This window comes from Marinobacter albus (assembly GCF_030238305.1).
In the GTDB taxonomy this organism is placed as follows: domain Bacteria; phylum Pseudomonadota; class Gammaproteobacteria; order Pseudomonadales; family Oleiphilaceae; genus Marinobacter; species Marinobacter albus.
The window spans coordinates 2,094,824-2,113,689 of the sequence record NZ_JASSQD010000001.1; the positions used below are offsets into that span (position 1 = coordinate 2,094,824).

At 53.1% G+C, this 18,866-nt stretch carries 7 protein-coding genes; 1 reads left to right on the forward strand and 6 read right to left on the reverse strand.

Annotation, left to right across the window (positions count from 1 at the left end; genetic code table 11):
- Positions 1–236: 236 nt before the first annotated feature.
- The 6 genes from QQF73_RS09735 to QQF73_RS09760 form a co-directional block, all read right to left on the reverse strand.
- Complete coding sequence (locus QQF73_RS09735) at positions 237–8,864, reverse strand: calcium-binding protein (RefSeq protein ID WP_285368063.1); 8,628 nt, start codon at positions 8,862–8,864, stop codon at positions 237–239.
- Positions 8,861–9,553 carry a hypothetical protein gene (locus QQF73_RS09740; protein WP_285368064.1) on the reverse strand — a complete coding sequence of 231 codons (693 nt, stop codon included), beginning with the start codon at positions 9,551–9,553 and terminating at the stop codon, positions 8,861–8,863. Before QQF73_RS09740 ends, QQF73_RS09735 begins: the two co-directional genes overlap by 4 nt.
- Complete coding sequence (locus QQF73_RS09745; RefSeq protein WP_219865667.1) at positions 9,543–10,916, reverse strand: HlyD family type I secretion periplasmic adaptor subunit; 1,374 nt, start codon at positions 10,914–10,916, stop codon at positions 9,543–9,545. Before QQF73_RS09745 ends, QQF73_RS09740 begins: the two co-directional genes overlap by 11 nt.
- Positions 10,913–13,141 carry a type I secretion system permease/ATPase gene (locus QQF73_RS09750; RefSeq protein ID WP_285368298.1) on the reverse strand — a complete coding sequence of 743 codons (2,229 nt, stop codon included), beginning with the start codon at positions 13,139–13,141 and terminating at the stop codon, positions 10,913–10,915. The genes QQF73_RS09745 and QQF73_RS09750 overlap by 4 nt, the downstream gene beginning before the upstream one ends.
- Positions 13,142–14,908: 1,767 nt before the next feature.
- Positions 14,909–16,294 (reverse strand): cytochrome c oxidase accessory protein CcoG, encoded by a 1,386-nt coding sequence (gene ccoG / locus QQF73_RS09755; protein WP_285368065.1) that lies wholly within the window; start codon positions 16,292–16,294, stop codon positions 14,909–14,911.
- A 120-nt stretch (positions 16,295–16,414) separates the two neighbouring features.
- Positions 16,415–17,821 (reverse strand): aminotransferase-like domain-containing protein, encoded by a 1,407-nt coding sequence (locus QQF73_RS09760; RefSeq protein WP_285368066.1) that lies wholly within the window; start codon positions 17,819–17,821, stop codon positions 16,415–16,417.
- 295 nt (positions 17,822–18,116) lie between these two features.
- On the opposite strand from QQF73_RS09760, the gene QQF73_RS09765 reads away from it, so the two are divergent.
- Entirely contained in the window at positions 18,117–18,863 is a 747-nt protein-coding gene (locus QQF73_RS09765) for an outer membrane lipoprotein-sorting protein (protein WP_285368067.1), read from the forward strand.
- The last annotated feature ends 3 nt before the right edge of the window (positions 18,864–18,866 follow it).

Below are 18,866 nucleotides of genomic sequence, written 5' to 3' on the forward strand. Positions count from 1 at the left end.
ATTAGTCGTTTTGAATGCTTAGTGTCATATTAGTTGGTTGGCATAAGGGCATTAGAAAGTTGAGCGTTGGTCTAACGGGCACCACTGACAATGAACCTGATCGGCGACTGGGTCCAACTCGTAGTGCAGCTGGTCCGCCCCGAACACATGGATATCGTTGTCTACCGAATCGACAACCTAACGATTGTTAAGGCGGCGAATTCATCAACCGCCTCAACCGTTTTGCATTTAGATGGTTAAGCCGCTGACTGCCAGGAACTGGCTATTACGGCTTGTGCTTGGGTTTCTTCCTCGGGTGTCAGCGTAATTTCTCCGCCGGAAGTGGCACCGAATGCCGCCATCGCAGATACAAGCTGCTCCAGCTGTGACGCCGAAATAACAGCATCGTCTGTTGCTAAGGAATCTATTTTGAGAGCAGAACCTGAGTACCAGCCTTGAACCTTAACCCGGTCGTCAGTTCCGAGCACATCGGCAACCAGATCTTCTCCCTGACGCGAGAACCAGAGTTCAGATTCATCGATTCCAGAGAAGCGCAAGTTGTCTGGATCAGACGAGTTCGACAGGTTATTGATCGTATCCACCCCATCGCCAACTCCAAAGTGGTAGGTGTCGGCACCTTCTCCGCCTAGCAGATAGTCGTTACCAAGGTTCCCGTAAATAGAGTCATCTCCAGCTCCAGCATCAATAAAGTCAGCGTCAGATGATGCCAAGATGACTTCTCCGCCCGCGGTCCCTGCTGTGACGGACCCAAATCCTCGCTCATCAGGTAACCCTTGGTAATCTGGGGACCCTTGCGGATCCGGATTAATCAGTCCAAAAGCACCAAAGACCTGGTCAGCTGTTATTTCTCCTCCAGGCCCAAACTCGATCCGATCTATCGCATTATCGCCGCCCAGAAAGAAGTTCTCCAATGTCACGGTGTCACTGCCACCGCTTGCCTGAAGCACAAGATTGTCACCATACTTCATCAACCCGCTGGCTACTTCACTGAACGTAATATCCTCGAATCGGAGAATGTCATAACCACCGCCTGTGTTATTGATCGTATCCTGACCTTCTCCTTTGCTAAACAAGTATGTGTCGTTGCCCCGCCCTCCGAGCAGTAGGTCATTTCCGGTTCCGCCGGACAGAGTGTCATTTCCGTTACCACCCACAAGTCGGTCTGCTGCCCCTTGACCATCAAGGACATCATTTCCATTGAAACCTTGAATATAATCAGCATGCTGCGTACCGATCAAATCACTATCATCTATGGATGTGCCGGACATAGTTTCTGACCAACCCGCTACTGGGGTGGGTTCGGAAAGCCCAAATGCGCCATAGATCTGACCGGAGGTAATTTGTCCTCCGGTCTCAAATTCGAGCGTCTCTACGATGGCGTCGCCCCCGATAAAGAAATCCTTCACAGTTACTTGATCAGGTCCACCGTCGATTCTGAGAATCAAATCATCACCTGACTTCATCAGGCCCGAGGCAACTTGAGTGAAGGTAATGCCGCCAGAGAACCGGAGGATATCGGTACCGCCACTTTCATCGACGACATCCTGTCCGTTTGTATAGACATAGCTATCGTTCCCTAGGCCCCCAAGTAATAGATCATCACCGCCATTACCTGAAAGCTCATCATTACCGGATCCACCAATAAGAATCTCTTTTCGACCGTCGCCTTGAATCTGGTCGTCACCGCCCAAACCAGGTTCCGGTTCTGAAGGACTGGAGTCGGCGCCACCGGCTGAGTCATGGCCTTCATCTGGCCCATTGACTGTAAGAGTGAATGTAGAACTTGCGTTTGCACCCGCAAGATCTGTAGCAGTTACCATAATATCCAAGGTTTCGGCGCCATCGGAGGCCGGTACGCCCGTAAAATAGCCAGAGCTTGAATCGAATACCAACCATTCAGGCAAACTTGAGCCACCTGCGAGCCTTGCGCTGTAGGTCAATCGATCTCCGAGATCTTCATCTATGAAGCTGTCGGCAGAAATGTTGAAGTCAATGGCTTGCCCGGCCGTAGCCGACATATCCTGTAACTCTTCCTGCACTACTGGCGCGTCATTAACGTTGACCACAGCAAGTTCAAACACAGAACTGACGGATGCACCATGACTATCTGTTGCAGTTACCCGAATTAGATAGGTGCCGACATCTTCATTGGCAGGACTCCAACTAAGAGTGGGCTGATTTGGGCCTATCCCGCTCTCGTTTGAGAAAAACTCCAGTCCGCCTGGCAACGAGGAGCCGTCTGCCATTGATGCCGAATACGTCAATACATCATGGGAATCCTGGTCACGGAAGCTGGAAAGCGGTATTTCGAAGGACCAATTGGTATCCTCCAAGAGATCCTGATCAGAAACCGGAGAAACTACATCCGGCGACTGGTTTCTGGATTCAATATTTGCTTTGACATCGGGCCAGGCCAATCTCGAGCCGTCTGCAAATTCAACCCACTCTATGCTGTCGGAAGTTCCGAATTCGACCTTCTGATCTTCACCCAAAAAAAGGGTTTGGCGTATGCTTGATGCCGATCCGGCTGAAACAATGTCCAGGTCAGTCAGAGCAATGCCTTTGCCCAGAACCAACGTATCCACTCCCTCGGAATCAGCAACATAGTCCGAGCCTCCATCAGCATCCAGATAATATGAATCATTGCCACCCGCCCCAACCAGTCGATCGTCTCCGGATCCACCAAAGAGTATGTCGTCGCCGGCATAGCCATAGAGCCTGGAACCGTTCGAACTGGCGATCACCAGATCGTTCCCGTCCGTAGCCCCTACTTCCCGGCTGCCATCTGTGTAGCTTACATAATGAGGTGAATTGTGATCGCTGGGTCTTGCCGAACAGTACTCCAGCCAACTGAGGTCGCTTGCAGAGCTGTTTGCCAGATTAATAAAGACACCAGCTGGTGTCGTTTCTGCAACTTCTCCGTTAACAAAGATCTGGTCAACGGAAGGCCCTGCGCTTGTGAACTGATTTCGTATTTTCAGGCTAGGTCTGTAACTGCCATCAACCACCGCTACCAGATTATTGTTCTCCTGATAGAAATGCAGTGCCTCAGTCGACGAGACGCCCTCGATCACCAGTTGATCGGTAGCCATGTCTTCAGCCACATTCGAGAGTTTCAGGGAGCCTTGTGTGATATCAAAAAACACCTGGTCACTTCCTTGGCCAAGCGATACCTCATCCCTTCCGCTGCCGGTCCGAATAATGTCGTCTCCATGGCCCCCGTAGATTCGATCGGCCCCTGAGCCACCATCAAGGGAATCGTCGCCGTCATTTCCAAAGATTTGATCGTCACCAGCCAAACCCTGTATGGCATCCGAGAGCTGACCACCATGCAATTCATCTGAACCATCAGTCGGTAGGAGAACCCCCGCGTTGATTTCTTCACTGTTCCAGACAGTGCCATCATCAAAGCGGATTTCGTCGATAGCCCACGCTGACATAAAAAAGTGAGAGTCGACCCGTATTCCGTCCCCGGCTCCAGGTAAATTCACTAGAAGATCACTGCCCTTTCGCCGCAAAGAAACATCGCTTGCTGCTATCCCTTCTCCAAATTCGAGGACATTCTCTCCATCGGTAGAATAGGAGTTATCAATGACGTCCTGGCCATCACCAATGGCATAGCGGTATATATCACTGCCGTCGCCCCCTTCAAGGCGATCGTTGCCGTGGCCGCCGGTAAGCGTGTCGTTTCCTGATCCACCTTCGAGGCGATCATCGCCTTTCCCCCCGAAAAGAAAGTCGTTATCCTCCTCGCCCAAAAGCTCGTCGCTGCCGCCATCACCATAGAGCGTGTCCTCGCCCGCGCCCCCGGCGATCAAATCGTCACCGGCAAGCCCAAAGACAATATCGGCCTCAGAATCGAAGTAGACTTTATCATCGAGTTCCGTGGTTTCATTGACCATGTTCATAATCATGGCGAGATCCCAGGTCGTTCCGTCCGAGAACTGAATGCTGTCTATGGCTGTTTCCGGACCACCAAAGTGTTCCGTAACGATAATGTTCTCACCAGACTTGATATTCCTAATGACCAGGTCATCGGCTGGATACCCTGGGTCCCGTTGCAGTTTCAGGTCGGTTGGAAGAACCGATTCATCGAACAAAACGGTATCAAAACCACCGGAGGTATCGCGGTTGTCGATGATGTCGTCACCACCACCGAGAGAGAAACGGTAGGTATCGTTGCCTTCACTGCCGCGTAGCTGGTCATCACCGGCGCCACCGATCAGGGTGTCATCCCCTCCTAAGCCGTCAATAAAATCGTGACCGGCTTGGCCGTCAATCGTATCGTCTGACGAAAATCCCTCCAGATTATCCCAGGAGTCACTGCCGACAAGGCTTTCCTGCCGTATTCTCGACGCATCCCACTCGGAGCCATCCTCCATGAACAGAATCCTGTGGATCGGCTGCCCGTATCCCCCTTCTCCAAAATGGCTCGCGATCTTTATACGGTCTCCAGAATCGCCAATGTCTAGGAAGAGATCGTTGCCAGAGCGATAGGCATGAATCTGGTCGGGCACGATCCCCGGCGCAAACTCGAGTGTGTCGAACTGGGCGGTGTATGAACCGTTGTATATTTCGTCGCTGCCGTCGCCGAAGGAATAACGATAGATGTCATTACCCGCTCCGCCGTAAAGCCGGTCCTGCCCCAGGCCTCCAACAAGAATGTCATTGCCGTCGTCACCCATTAGGTCGTCATTGAACCCGCCACCGTTGAGGGTATCGTTCCCTTCCAGGCCGGAGAGCGTGTCCCGCCCCTCCAGTCCCAGAATAACGTCATCGTTTGAGGTGCCATTGATGACATCGGCGATCGCACGCCCGTAAATAGTTCCCTCCGGGGTCGGTGCGGTATCAGGAAACTGGTCGAGTAGATCCGCAGTGGTCCACTCGGTTCCATCATCAAGCCGAAGTGAGGAAATGCGATACGTTGGGTCGTTGGAATTGAAGAAATTGTAGATATTGATCCGATCGGTGCCGTCGCCTATCGCAACAACCAAATCGTCCCTTTCCCGGCTGAATCCGACCATCTCTGCGGTAATCCCGGCACCCAAGAGCAAGATCTCAGAGCGGCCCTCGGTAGTATCGTGTGCATCGATATGGTCATGGCCACCGCCAAGTTCGAAGCGGTAGGTATCGCTGCCTTCACCACCTTCCAACCAGTCATCACCCTCTCCACCCTGGAGGACGTCATTACCCGAATCACCAAAGAGCTGATCATTATTGGAACCGCCGTGAAGGGCATCGTTCCCGCCACCGCCATGTAAGGCATTTGCTCTGTTTCCACCCGTTATGCAATCTCGCCCTGCCGTACCCGAAATTAAAGCATTATTCGTTGCAATGCTCAGGGATTGGCTGGCGCCATCGTCGGTTGTGATGTCCGCGATTGCCTGGAAAGACGCCGTAGAGAAGGTGATCGTCCCGCCGGCTGCTCCGTATCGGAGAACCATGAGATTGCCGTTTTGGTAGGCACTCAGGGCACTTGTACTGCCGGCTACCCGCAGGTAGGTGTTGCCCTCGTCATCCTCCAGAGCATCCGCCCCATCGCCTTCCTCAAAGACATAACGATCATCGCCCGCACCGCCCCAGAGAGAATCATTGCCTCGGCCGCCGTCTAGGAGATCGTTACCTTCTCCACCGAGCAATTCATCGGTACCGCTGTCTCCCGACAGGATGTCGTCGCCGGCCTGTCCGAACAACACGTCGTCATCGCCACCGCCTTCCAGGCGATCCTGGCCCGAGCCGCCCTGAAGTTCATCATTGCCGGAACCGCCAAACAATTTATCATCACCGTGAAAGGAGGGGGCCAGGGAGGCGTCATCCCCAATCAGGAGGTCTTCGCCAATACCGCCATACAGCGTGTCATGACCGCCATTGCCGGCTATCGAATCGTTCCCGGCGCCGCCGAAGAGAGTGTCGTCGCCGTGCCATGCTCCGTCCAAGGCCGCGAAATCATCCTCGGCCACGTCGACCCAGTTCCCTGCGGTGTCCAAGAATCCATCGTGCTTACCCTTTCCTGAGCTGCCGCCAAACCGCCCCGGGTTATTGAGTTTATCGCCCTCAATCCAATCATCACCGGTACCACCGGAGATGTGGTCATCGCCAACCTCACCGATCAAGACATCATTTCCTGCGCCGCCTTCGATGGTGTCGTCGTAATTCCCGGTCGGATCGACATTAGTTATGTGCTTCAGCAACGTGTAACGTACGTCAGGCTCGGTGAGGCGTCCGGTTTCTATCCGGCGGTCTTCGGTCAATGTGTAGGTGACAATCGCCCCGGCCGAATCCCCCAGCACGAGGTCGGCACCTTCGCCCCCACTGACAAGGTCCGAGCCAGCTCCCCCGTAAAGCTCATCATCGCCAGCACGGCCACGCAAAACGTCGCTGCCACTGCCCGCGGTGAGCCAGTCATTCCCTTCCCCACCATCAAGGTAATCCGAGTCGCCCGCGAGTTCGCCCATGGACTGGTCAAGCTCATTGCCCGTTTCCATGTCGACCAGGATCTCAGTGTGGTTCCCCATAAGATGGTCTTCACCATCCCCTCCCGAAAGCCGGTCTGAACCCTCTTCCCCATAGAGGGAATCCCTGCCTACACCACCGGAGGCAATGTCGTCTCCCTGTTGACCGAGCAACACGTCATCATTCATCGCACCGGTCAGTCGATCATTGCCCGTACCTCCGACAAAGTTCCATGCCGGATTGACACCTGCTTCAAACAGGCTGGCATCAAAAAGGGCCGCGTCATAGATGATCGGAGCGGTTGATCCAAGTGTGGGCCCCGAGTGATAGGGCTGCCAGGTGCTGACGGTGTCTCCATCGGTGGGTATGACGACATCATGGCCGGTGCCGATGTCGATGCTCTCCCCAACGTCATCATTTGTGGTTGGCTCAGTGACAGACAGCCCAAAACTCTCAAGGGTGGGCGCCTCAGAGGGGGGTACCGAAGCCGTGTCAGCCGTGCTTGCCACCAGGTTGGTGAAGTTGGATAACTGGGACGAGTCAAAAATCTGTATCCGGTCCTCCGCAGAGCCGTTGACCAGAACGATCATGGAATCCGGAAAGACATAGAACAGGTGATTTCCGTCGGTGTAAGCGTCGGGCTGACCATCTATCGGGTCAATGGAAGAGACGATTTCGCCATTGATCTCGAGCCGGCCGATGTCATCAAAAATTTTATCCGCACCATCGCCGGTTCGGTAACGATAGGTATCCTCACCTGCCCCTCCAACAAGGTGATCGTTGCCTTCCCCACCTGCCAGGGTATCGTCGCCCCCTAACCCATAGATGCGGTCGTTCTTAAGCCCACCGGAGAGTTCCTGATCCGTTTCATTTCCTCCAAAGATGACCATATCGTGCGTGGCGGTGTCGTCGATAATCACACGGTCCCACCAGGTAATGGATGTGACTTCATCACCGTGGAGGAGAACATTCTCCCTGGGCTGGTCATTTGCATCCCGCTTTGAGCTCAAACCCTGGTCGGCATACACGAAATCTCCCTCTCCCACAGCATCATTGTCGTTTAGATCATTCGCATTTCGGACCATCAGGTATTGATAGTAATCAGCACGGTCTTCCCAGAAACCTGCAGGATGCTCACCGAACTGGTACGACTCCGTATCAGGCGCAAAGATACCTTCTTCATAATCGTCGGGGACGCCAATGGCAAAAGAGGCCCCTTCGAGAAGCGCGTAACGAATGGCCGTGGCACGCTTGCTGTCCTCGTACGCCGCAATATGCGCGAGGTCAAGGGAGTCCAGGGGAAGTATTGAAAACCCATCTCCGATGGATCCCAGTGGCTCGTATAAAAGGGGAGCGTCATTAACCCCCTCCACCTCCCGATAAACCGTGTTTCCTTCCGCATCAATCCCAGCCTGAACCTTAACGCCCAGCTGAAAGGCCAAATGCTTGATAACCGTGTTTAACGAAATTGCAGCAGAGTCTGGTGAGGAAAGGTCGGATTCACCGTTCTGGGATAGATCCCCTTCCTTCACCTCAATGATGGATTCAATGACCCTATCGTGCGCCCGCCACAAAACGGCGTCTATTGACCCGACTGATGCAGACGGATCCAGTGCTCCAAACAGCCGCATGACAGACAGGGTATCAACCAAATGGACCATTGAATGGTTGTCGATGGCGAGGCCAGAGAAGGTTTCGTAATTGTTTATGAGGGATTGTTTTTGGATAAAAAGGCGGTGCTGTGAGTCGCCATACTGCTGAAAATAGACTTCGTTGGCGGTGAACTCAAAGCCGGGCTCCGCCACCACTCTTGTTAGCTTCGATTCATCGATCCCCCCCGAGGTTAGCAAATGCTCCAGAGGGTTCAGCCCGGCGCCGTTAAACGTGATGACGTCGGTAATGTACTCGTCATAGCTCGCAGCGGCTTGTAGGCTCAAATGGCCGCCCAGGGAATGGCCGACAACCGTCAGAGATTCTTCGCCGAAGTGCCCAGCGTCGAGCCATTGCTGCATTACGGAATCCTGGGCAGGGGTTTGCATTCCGATACCGAATGACAGCATAAAGTCATTTACCAGATCCGCTGGTCCTCCCTTTAATGTTGTTTCAGTCCCTCGGAACGCGAGGATGGGTTTGTTGCCATTGTCAGTATCTATAAAGAGGGTGGCGGATAAGCCTGAGATGTTGCTCTGGACATGGTCAACGATGTGGTATCGTTCCCTGAATAAGTCGAACTGGGCTTCTGTGAAGCCTCGCTTAAGGAATTCATCTAGTGCATATTCCGTATCTGGAATTTGACCATATCCTTGAGTCTCGGGTTCGCGGCCTTCGTCCTTCCATATGTCTCCAAAATCAATGTAGGCAGCATCGGCCAGTAATGCGCCTTGGTAGACTGATTCTATTTGCTCGCTCATAAGTTACCGTCCTTGGGTGGGTTTTGGGGCAAAATTATTGGCTGAGAAAAGCGTTCTCTCCGTAGAACACTCGAACATGATATAACCGTGCCGTAAGACAGGGCGCTTCTGGGATAGGGGTTGAGATGGTAGACAACGTTTTCATTTATAGTTTTGCCCGCGGCTAGATTCCTGACTTCGGAATGGAAGCGGCCAATTGTTGAGCCGTACCATTCGTTAACCCGCCACTCTTTAGATTCTGAAAAATATCCGTACTGAGCCGTTGGCTGGTCAATCGGTTTCGAGGCAATACAATAGTCTTCGAAAAATCGATCGTACTGCTCTGAACCCACCTTTTTACTGAGGTTCCATTTCCAGATCGCGGCATTACACTGGGGACTGTCTTTGGGGGCCTTGAAAATCCGATGGTATCCAGCGCCACCTTCGAAGTACCGGTGGAATCTCGGTCTTTCATAGTTGAATTCAATGTAGTCATACCCTGAAACGATAATGTCGTTCCAGCAGCCGTAGCAGTCCTGCGTTGTGCCCTTAAAATAACCATCCACCCTCAGATCTTTACGGATGGTGATGCCCCCATCCTTCTCGCACAATTCCTCGAGTTCGCTCATTCCAGGGGTGTAAAACACGGAACACCCGGACAACCACACGGCAGCTAGGCCAATCACAAGCACCATCCATTTATCGTTCACCCAGACTTTCCTCCTTGTAGCGAAGCAGCGGAGACAGAAAAAACTCAATGATTCTTCGCTGTCCTGTTTTAATTTCGGCGGTTACTGACATGCCCGGTGAGAGGGCGACATAGTTGCCGTTCACAATTAGGCCGCCCTCCCTGAGACGAAACAGGGATTTATAGACCAACCCCTGCCTTTCGGTTTCAATAGCGTCTTTTGAAAGACCCACAAGTTCTGCAGCAATCGACCCGTATTTAGTGAAGTTAAAGGTGTTCACTTTAACCTCGGCGGGCTGGCCCTCCTGTACGAAACCAATATCCTTGTTCAGAATCATGGCTTCTACCTCAAGTTCGCCTTGATCAGGAACAATCAACATAAGCTCTTGAGCTGGCGTGACGACCCCACCGACGGTGTGGATGGCGAGTTGCTGCACCTTTCCATTCATCGGCGCTCGGAGGTGGAAGAGTCCGTGGCGTTTTTCTGTCTTGGTCTTCTGTTCCCGCAACGTGGATTCATTCACCCGCAGGGACTGCAACTGGCCTAGTACTGTCTTGTAGGATTCGTGCCGGTAGGTCTGCTGCTCTGCAAGGTTGGCAGCCATAGAGGCTTCCAGTTTCTTCTGGATAGCCTGCTGCAAACCAATTTGGCCTTCGATCTCGATTTGGCTTTGGCGAAGTTCAAGGTAATCAGCACGCGCGCCCATTTTCATTTTCTGCATGGTATCGAGTGCATCAACACGTTCACCCAGAACCTGCAAGATCCGTTTGCTTCGGTCAATTTCTGCCTCCGCCATTTGCCACTCCGCATCCAGCCGTTCACCCTGTCTTTGCAGGGCGTTTAGCGTCGCACGATGTTCCGCTATTTCTTCCCGCAATAGGGCATTCTGGCGATCAACTCGTTCGGCGAGTTCTGGATCTCTTGCAACAGAAAATTCGCCAGGTTTTCCATCCAACTCAAACCATTGAACGAGTGCCTCCAAACGCAATCGTTGCGCCTTAGCATCCAGCCATTCTTCGGTAAAGCGCCGCAGGTCGGACTCGACCATTTCAGAGTCCAGCGTTACCAAAAGCTCTCCCGCCTGTACTTCCTCGCCCTCTTTCACGTGGATTCCGGCAATGGTGGCGGTTTCCATGGGTTGGATTATTTTGACGCGCTCACTGGGGACAACCTTTCCCTCAGCAACTGCGACGATATCTATTTTCCCGAACACCGCCCAAAGGACTGCAAACAGGAACAGCAGTACAATGGCGTATAGAATGGCTCTTCCCGCTGGTGATGCCGGTGTCCTCTCAATTTCGACGGCGGCAGGCATGAACTGGTAGATGTCTTTTTCGGACAGTTCCTCTCTGATTGCGTTGCGTTTGCTTTCACCGCCCGTCATGTCAGCCTCACCGTATCGACCCTTTCAGAACCGAAAGCGAAGCCAATGGCGCCTTCTCGGCCACCGGCCGATGAATGATCCATAGGTTTGCCCGAATCCGGGGCTCTTGCTCTTATCGGAACAGAGGCATTCTGGTACTCGAAGAGCCTGGAGTAGTACCCGTTTTGGGCTAACAGTTTTTCGTGGTTTCCGTCCTCGACGATTTGACCATTCTCAACGACAACAATCCGGTCGGCATGGCGAACGGTTGAAAGGCGGTGGGCGATGATGAATACGGTGCGGCCTTTACAGATGTTGACCATGTTGTGCTGAATGACCCTTTCAGACTCATAGTCCAGGGCACTGGTAGCCTCGTCGAAAATCAATATCTGTGGGTTGCTGATCAATGCCCGGGCAATGGCGATCCTTTGTCGTTGGCCTCCTGATAGATTAGCGCCCTGCTCGCCAACTGGTGTGTCATAGCCTTCAGAAAGTTCGGCGATGAAATCATGTGCACCAGAGAGTTTGGCAGCTGCTATCACATCCTCTATAGGAAGGCTCGGGTCTACGAAGGCAATGTTGTCTTTTACTGAGCCGTTGAACAGACGGTTTTCCTGCAGTACGACACCAATCTGGCGTCTTAGCCACGCTGGCTCCATCTGCGCAAGGTCTATGCCATCAATCCGAACTCTCCCTGCCTCTGGCAAATAGAGTCTCTGGATGAGCTTGGTCAACGTGCTTTTCCCAGACCCAGATCGACCGACGATGCCTACAATCTCGCCGGCAGCAGCGTTCAGGTTCAGTTGTTTCAGCACTAACGGAGCTGATGAGCCGTACCTGAAATCGACATTTTCGAAACGTACGTTGCCCTGGATCCGAGGTAACGTAGTGCGGTTCGGGTTGTGGCCGGGCTCGGCGGGAGTGTTCAGAATGTCACCTAACCGCTTGAGTGAAATTCCCGCCTGCTGGAAATCCTGCCAAAGCTGAACCAGTTTGAGGATGGGACCGCTCACCCTTCCGGCGATCATGTTGAAGGCTATCAGTTGACCAATGCTCAGCTCGTTCGCCATAACCAGAGTGGCTCCGATCCAGAGAATCAGTACCGTCACGACCTTATTGATGAACTGAGCGCACTGATTGGCGATGTTGCCAAGGTTCGTAGCTTTAAAGGAAGCCGCCACATAGGCCGCAAGATTCTGTTCGCAACGCCGCTGCATCTGCGGCTCGACCGCCATGGACTTGACGGTTTCGATTCCATGCATGGATTCTGTCAGGAACGCCTGATTCTCGGCACCACGTTTGAACTTTTCATCAAGCCGCCTGCGCAGTATGGGGGTGATCGCTAAAGAAAGACCGATATAGAAGGGAATCGCCCCCAAAACAATCCAGGTCAAAGTAGGGCTGTAGAAGTACAGAACGGCGAAGAAAACAATGGTAAAAAAAAGATCAATGATCAGAGTGAGTGCGGAGCTGGTAATGAAGTTACGGATGGTATCGAGCTCTTTGACCCTGGCAACTGTGTTGCCAACCTGGCGACTCATGAAATAGGAAATTGGCAGGTGGGTAAGATGGTGGAATAGTTTCGATCCTAAAGTAACATCCACCCTGTTGGTTGTGTGGCTAAAAACGTAATTTCGAAGGCCATTCAACACCACATCAAAAAGAGAGATAACAATAAGGCCAAAGGCGAGCACGTCCAGCGTGGTCAGGCCCTTGTGAACCAGTACCTTGTCGATCATGACCTGAAAGAACAGAGGCGTGATCAGTGCAAAGAGCTGAATGAAAAAAGACGCGACAATCACGTCTCGAAGAAGGTGTTTGTACTTGAGGATTGCTGGGATAAACCAACTGATATCAAACTTCTGCTTGCCCCCGAGAAGAAGGCTGCGTTTTGACATCAGTATGATGTTGCCGTTCCACCTTTCGAGAAACTCAGATTTGGCCAGGGTCTCGGGGGCCCTCGCCAGCGGATCCTGGATCAGTACTTCCTCGCCCGCGGCCTTTGCGAGAATGACAAACCTTCCTTCTTCCGTCTCGGCTATTGCAGGAAGATTGATTGACCCGAGCCGATCCCAATGAGTCCTCAACGCACTGGTTTTCAGCTTCAGATGGCGAGCTGCTCTGAGGATCTCAGACCTTTGGAAAGGTCGCTCGTGAGTCCCGAAATGATGACGGAGTTGATCCGAGTCTGCGGCAACCTGGTGATACCGTGCGACGAACACGAGTGCTGCGAGGCCTGAATCCATCGTCCCTGATGGTCGAAGCGACAAAATTTTCTTCCTTGATTACAACTTCAGGCCGTTGAAGCTAGCACAGTGTTAGCCGTAATCCTATGATAGAAAACGTAATTTACAAACGAATAGAAAGTCTGTGACACGTTTCACGGCCGCAGGAGGTCCTGAATATTATTCGTCGCACAGGAGCGTATGAATATCCTTTTCGGTGCTGCTCTGAAGAGTGGACGATCAATTTACTTTAGGCTTCTTTAGCACTTTGCGTGGAAATGAGCTTCTAACTATCTGATGTTTGGCAAAGAGGGTTCAGTACTTTGTTTGGTCGTCCACTCGTGGGCGTCTAAACATTGAATCCAATCAACGGTCATTACGCTCCCTGCAAATAACATCGCCTGTTAGCGGTCTGGATAAATCTCGATAGCACCGGAACGCCCCGGATGAAAATGGTGTCCTTGTGCCTTCTATTGCACCGGCTTTACTCCTTTTGTCATTGCTTTTATCGCGATCGTCTCTAAATGATCTCGAATAGATCCCGACCTCAGCCTTACGCAAAGTTTCGTTAGCATTGAAAGGCGGCGTGGCATGGGCCAATGCGGGAGCTAAGAGAAGTATTACACCGACGACCAATGTTCTCTGGAGCGCCAGTTTCCAAATAAGGTTGGGCCGGAAAAATTTATTGCCAAAATGCTTATGCACGCTCGCCACCGATCAGTGAAATTGGCCAGCGAGCTGAACCTACGACCTTCTCTCCAGCTGTGTCAGCCGTTTGGAATGTTTTTATTTTTTTCGGTTGTCCAATGCGATTTCGCCTGTGTATCTCGTCAGCGATTGCCTGCCAAGAGGCCCTGGCGTGCTTCAGATTACAGCCAGGAGGGGCGGCAGCTACTGCCGGTATAAACGACTTAATACCAATGGCGCGCATCCTGTCTCGGGCTTTCGAGCCCAATGCTGCTATTACACACCGATTTAGAAGCTCGATTTGCGGCGCGAGGTAGCGCGAGGCGCAGTTTCGTTCGCAGGCGGCTCCAACGTGTCCACTTTCTACAGGAGCGGAACACAACACGGATTCCGTCATCCATGTTTTTTTCATTTGCTCTTCGAAGGTCAATTCTGGCCAGCATAAATCGAGGATCAATCTTACGTTTCTGTGGAACAGATCAGTGCCTTCAGAAAACGCTCTCATAGCCTTTTCGTGCGCGGATCCCATCCCGGTGTGAAACTCATCGTCATGAGGGTCACCTGGTTCCGCAAACACCAAAACAAGTTCAACCTCATTTAACCTGCCATGCGCCCCGAGAAACCCCCGAGGCACATGTCCCTCTGAGGGGTTCCACCGCATATTCCCGCAGGTGCTTGAAAACCCCTCGCATGGGCCATAGGCGGGGAGAAGAATTTCTTTAAGTTCGCTGTTTAGATCCACGTTTAACCTCATCCTTGAGCGCTTATTCAAAACTACACTTGCTGACACCTATTTTAGGCCAAAGGCGAGAACTCTCCAGAAAATCACAGACTGCTTGATAATTGATCCGCCCCCGGCATTAGGGCCCTCCTGAGTTAAAAAAATCTGGCCCTTAAGCCGGACGACGAATTTAGCACTTTCTGTGGAAACCGGAATTAGCGCCCTACTCTAGAATCTACTTTAAGTTTGTTTAATACTTTCTGTGGAAACGCCGTTCTAACTTACTGATTTGAGGTGTACCCGTTTTAGTACATTCTGTGGTCGTCCATTAGGAACCCGCCAATTACGGCGCCGATGATGCCTGATCGTATTGTGTTCGATCACTGGTTCGGCTGCCCGATAAAGCGGCTGGTTTCGACCAGACGTTCGCCGCCGTCGTTTACTGAGTCCAGGTGAAACGCTATATCAGACACGCCACGATCAAGTGCCTCCGGTACTGCAGTTACCGATACTGGCATTTCACGCCATTCACCTGCACCCACGACGATGTTCTGATGTCCGATCAGGCTCAGTCCGTCCATACCACTGACACGTAACTCGAAGGTCTGGCTATGCTGACTTTTGTTGAGCACTTTCAGGATATAGCTGTTCTCAATATTCCCCTTTCCGTCGAACCGGAACAGTCCCCTGTCTTTGACCACGTCAAACTCGACCATGGGCCTGGCCATCACAGCCCAGGAGAAGATGGCAATAAACGACACCAGCAGAGCGCCGTATCCCAGTAACCTTGGCCGGAGGATCCTCAGTCGTCCACCTTCCAGCTCCCTGTCACTGGTATAACGGATAAGGCCCGGAGCATAGTCCATTTTGTCCATGATGGAATCGCAGGCATCAATACAGGCCGCGCATCCGATGCATTCCATCTGCAGGCCATCGCGGATATCGATGCCGGTTGGGCAGACCTGTACGCACATCTGGCAATCGATGCAATCACCGAGGCCTTCAGCCTTGTAATCCGAGCCGGCTTTGCGGGGCCCCCGGTTCTCTCCCCTCTGGGCATCGTAGCTGATTACCAGGGAATCCCTGTCCAGCATGGAGGACTGAAAGCGCCCGTAAGGACACATGTGCAGGCAGACTTTTTCGCGAAGCCAGCCCGCATTGAGGTAGGTGGCGGCTGTGAAGAAGAACACCCAGAACGCGGCCATGCCAGTGACCTGCAGGGTGAAAAGATCCGTAACCAGCTGCCGGATTGGGGCAAAATAGCCAACGAAAGTCACAGCGGTTGCCAGGCTGATTGCCAGCCACATTCCGTGCTTTAACGCCCGCTTGTAGATCTTCGATGGTGACAAAGGCGCCTTATCCAGATTTTTGCGTTGGTTTCGGTCACCTTCTGCCACCCTTTCGGCCCACATGAATACCCACATCCAGACACTTTGTGGACAGGTGTAGCCACACCATACGCGGCCGGCAACGACCGTTATGAAGAACAGTCCGAAGGCGCAAATGAGCAGGATAGCGGACAGAAGTACCAGGTCCTGGGGCCAGAAGGTGCTGCCAAAGATATGAAACTGTTTTTCGGATAAATCCCACAACACCGCCTGGCGGTCGCCCCAGGACAACCACACGGTACCGAAAAACAAGGTAAACAGAAGTGTTCCGCCGGCAATTCTCAAACGTCTGAAAAAGCCCTGGAACTTACGGGTGTGGATTTTGCCGTTGTCATCAGGCCCTACGGCAAGGTTACGTACAGGAATGGCGTTACTCAACGGATACTCTCCCCGACAATAATTGGACTGTCAGGGAGAGTAATCCTCAGCACCTAATGGGCACAGGCTCAATTAATACAATATTGATGGGTACAGATATGCAGGCGCAGCCAGACGTTTCTACTCATTGTGCAGCAAACCGGGCAATTGCCGGAGAGCGTCCATTCGGGATTCGTTCCAGGGATGGGCGAAGCTTATTCTCAGGCAGTTCTCGAACTGGCCAGATACCGAAAACAGCGGGCCCGGCGTGATGATGATGCCGTGCTTCAGGGCATTCGTGTATGCCGCCAGTGTGTCGACCGTCTCCGGCAACTCCACCCAGACGGTCAGGCCGCCTTGCGGGGTACTGACGCGCACCTCCCCGGGCCAGGTATGGAGCGACGCAATCAACCTGTCCCTGTTAGCCCTCAGTTCATGGCGCTGACGGCGAAGGTGGGAGGTGAAACTGCCATCGGCCATGTAGTCGGCCACGCCCTGCTGCAGGTACCGGCTGCTGGCCAGTTGGGTAACCAGCTTCAGGTGAAGGATCCTGTCGTGCCAACGCGCACCGGATATCCAGCCAAGCCGCAAATCCCGGGACAGGGATTTGGAGAAAGAGCTGCACAGGATCACCCGGTCCTCAACATCCAGGGCCTTCAGCGGATCAGGAGAACGACCAAGTGCCGTATCTCCGTAGATATCGTCTTCGATCACCGCGAGGTCATGCCGTTCCGCCAACGAAAGCAGGCGTTTTTTGTCTGGCTCCGGCATCAACGCACCTCCCGGTGTCGAAAACGAAGGAGATACAATACAGGCTCTTACCTTCCAACGCTCAAGTACTTCCTCAAGGCTGTCCATGTCCATGCCCGTCTCCATGGACGTGGGCACTTCCACCACTTTAAGGCCAAGCTGTTCCAGAAGTTGCAATGCACCATAGAACCCCGGGGATTCGACAGCGACCACATCTCCTCGCTCACACGATGCCATCAGCGCCAGAAACAGGGCATGTTGGCAACCTGAGGTGATGCAAAGCTGTTCCGGTGAGACGGTCCACCCTCGCCTGGCATGATGGAGCGCCAACTGCTCCCGCAAGCCGACAAACCCTGCAGGCTTATCGTAATACTGGAAGTCTTCGCCCTTCTGGCGCCTCAGTGCCCGGCCTATCGAACGGTTCAGAGTCACTATGCCTGGCGGAAGGTCGCCACTGTGAAGATCCGGCAGTAAATCAAACGCCGCACTACGGCCCATGATATCCAGCAGCAGATCGCTGACATTTACCGGGCGTGGGGCTTCTATCCGGGCACGACTAACCGGCTTCTTTACTCCGTCCGGCTGCAAGGAAACAAAGTAGCCGGCTTTAGGGCGGGCCTCGATCAGGCCCTGGGCCTCCAGCCGCTGCAGGGCATGCTGAACCGTTGCCTTGGACAATTTCTGTTCGGCACACAGTGTTCGGATCGAAGGCAGGCGCTCTCCCAACCGCCAACGCTGCTCCAGGATTCCCTTCAATAACCAGCCTTCCAGTTGCTGATAACGGTACTCGTCAGTCATTTATGGCCCTTACCCTGTCCTGATGCATCGGCAATTTCATACACCTGCACCTATTCTGCAAGCCCGGGCATACTCCCGCCTGTCCACAACAAAATCCACTGCTTTCACGCCAACTCCGTTTAGTAGTTGATGGAGGTCATTACGGGGCAATGCTACTTGAGTCAGTCTAGAAAAGATTCGAGTGAGCTTCTGACCTAGTCGCGTCTCAGGGTAAATCCGTTGGTTTTTTTGACCTTTGAGTTACTCAAAGGTGCTAAGTAATAGAAAGGACCAACGAAAGACAAAGGACTTCGTGATGAAAAGGCTTCTCCCAGCCCTGCTCCTGTTTCCCTTGTTTGCGATCGCTGCCGAGTCGTCGCCTGGCGGCGAGGAGCTGGTCGATGGTATGGAAGATACCCTCTGGGGCGACTCCAATCAGGGCCGCTTTACCATGCGCATCGAGACTGAGTACTGGACCCGGGAGCTGGACCTGGAAGCGTGGATGGACCGGCCCGAAAAAACCCTGATCCGCATTCACGCGCCCAAGAAAGAAGCCGGCATCGGCTCGCTACGCATCAAGGATGCCATGTGGAACTACCTGCCCAAGGTGGATCGCACCATCAAGATCCCGCCCTCGATGATGCTCCAGCCCTGGATGGGCTCCAACTTCAGCAATGACGACCTGGTCAAGGAGAGCTCGTTCGTCAACGACTACAGCCACGAAATCACCGGCAGCGAAGAGCAGGACGGGGTGACCGTCTACCACGTGCGCTCTACTCCCAAGCCGGACGCGCCGGTCGTGTGGAGCCGTTTAGAATTCAAAATCCGCGATGACCATATACCCGTAGCCGTGACCTACTTCGGTGAGCGGGATCAGGCGGTCAAGGAAATGACCTACAGCGCCATCGAGACCATGGGCGGGCGCCGCATTCCCACCCGCTGGACCATGGTGGATTCCGAGGACGCCAAATCCCGCACCGTGATCGAGATTGAGTCCATAGAGTTTAACGTCCCCCTCGAGGAAGACCTCTTCACCTTGCGCCGCCTGCGCAATCCACAGTGAGGA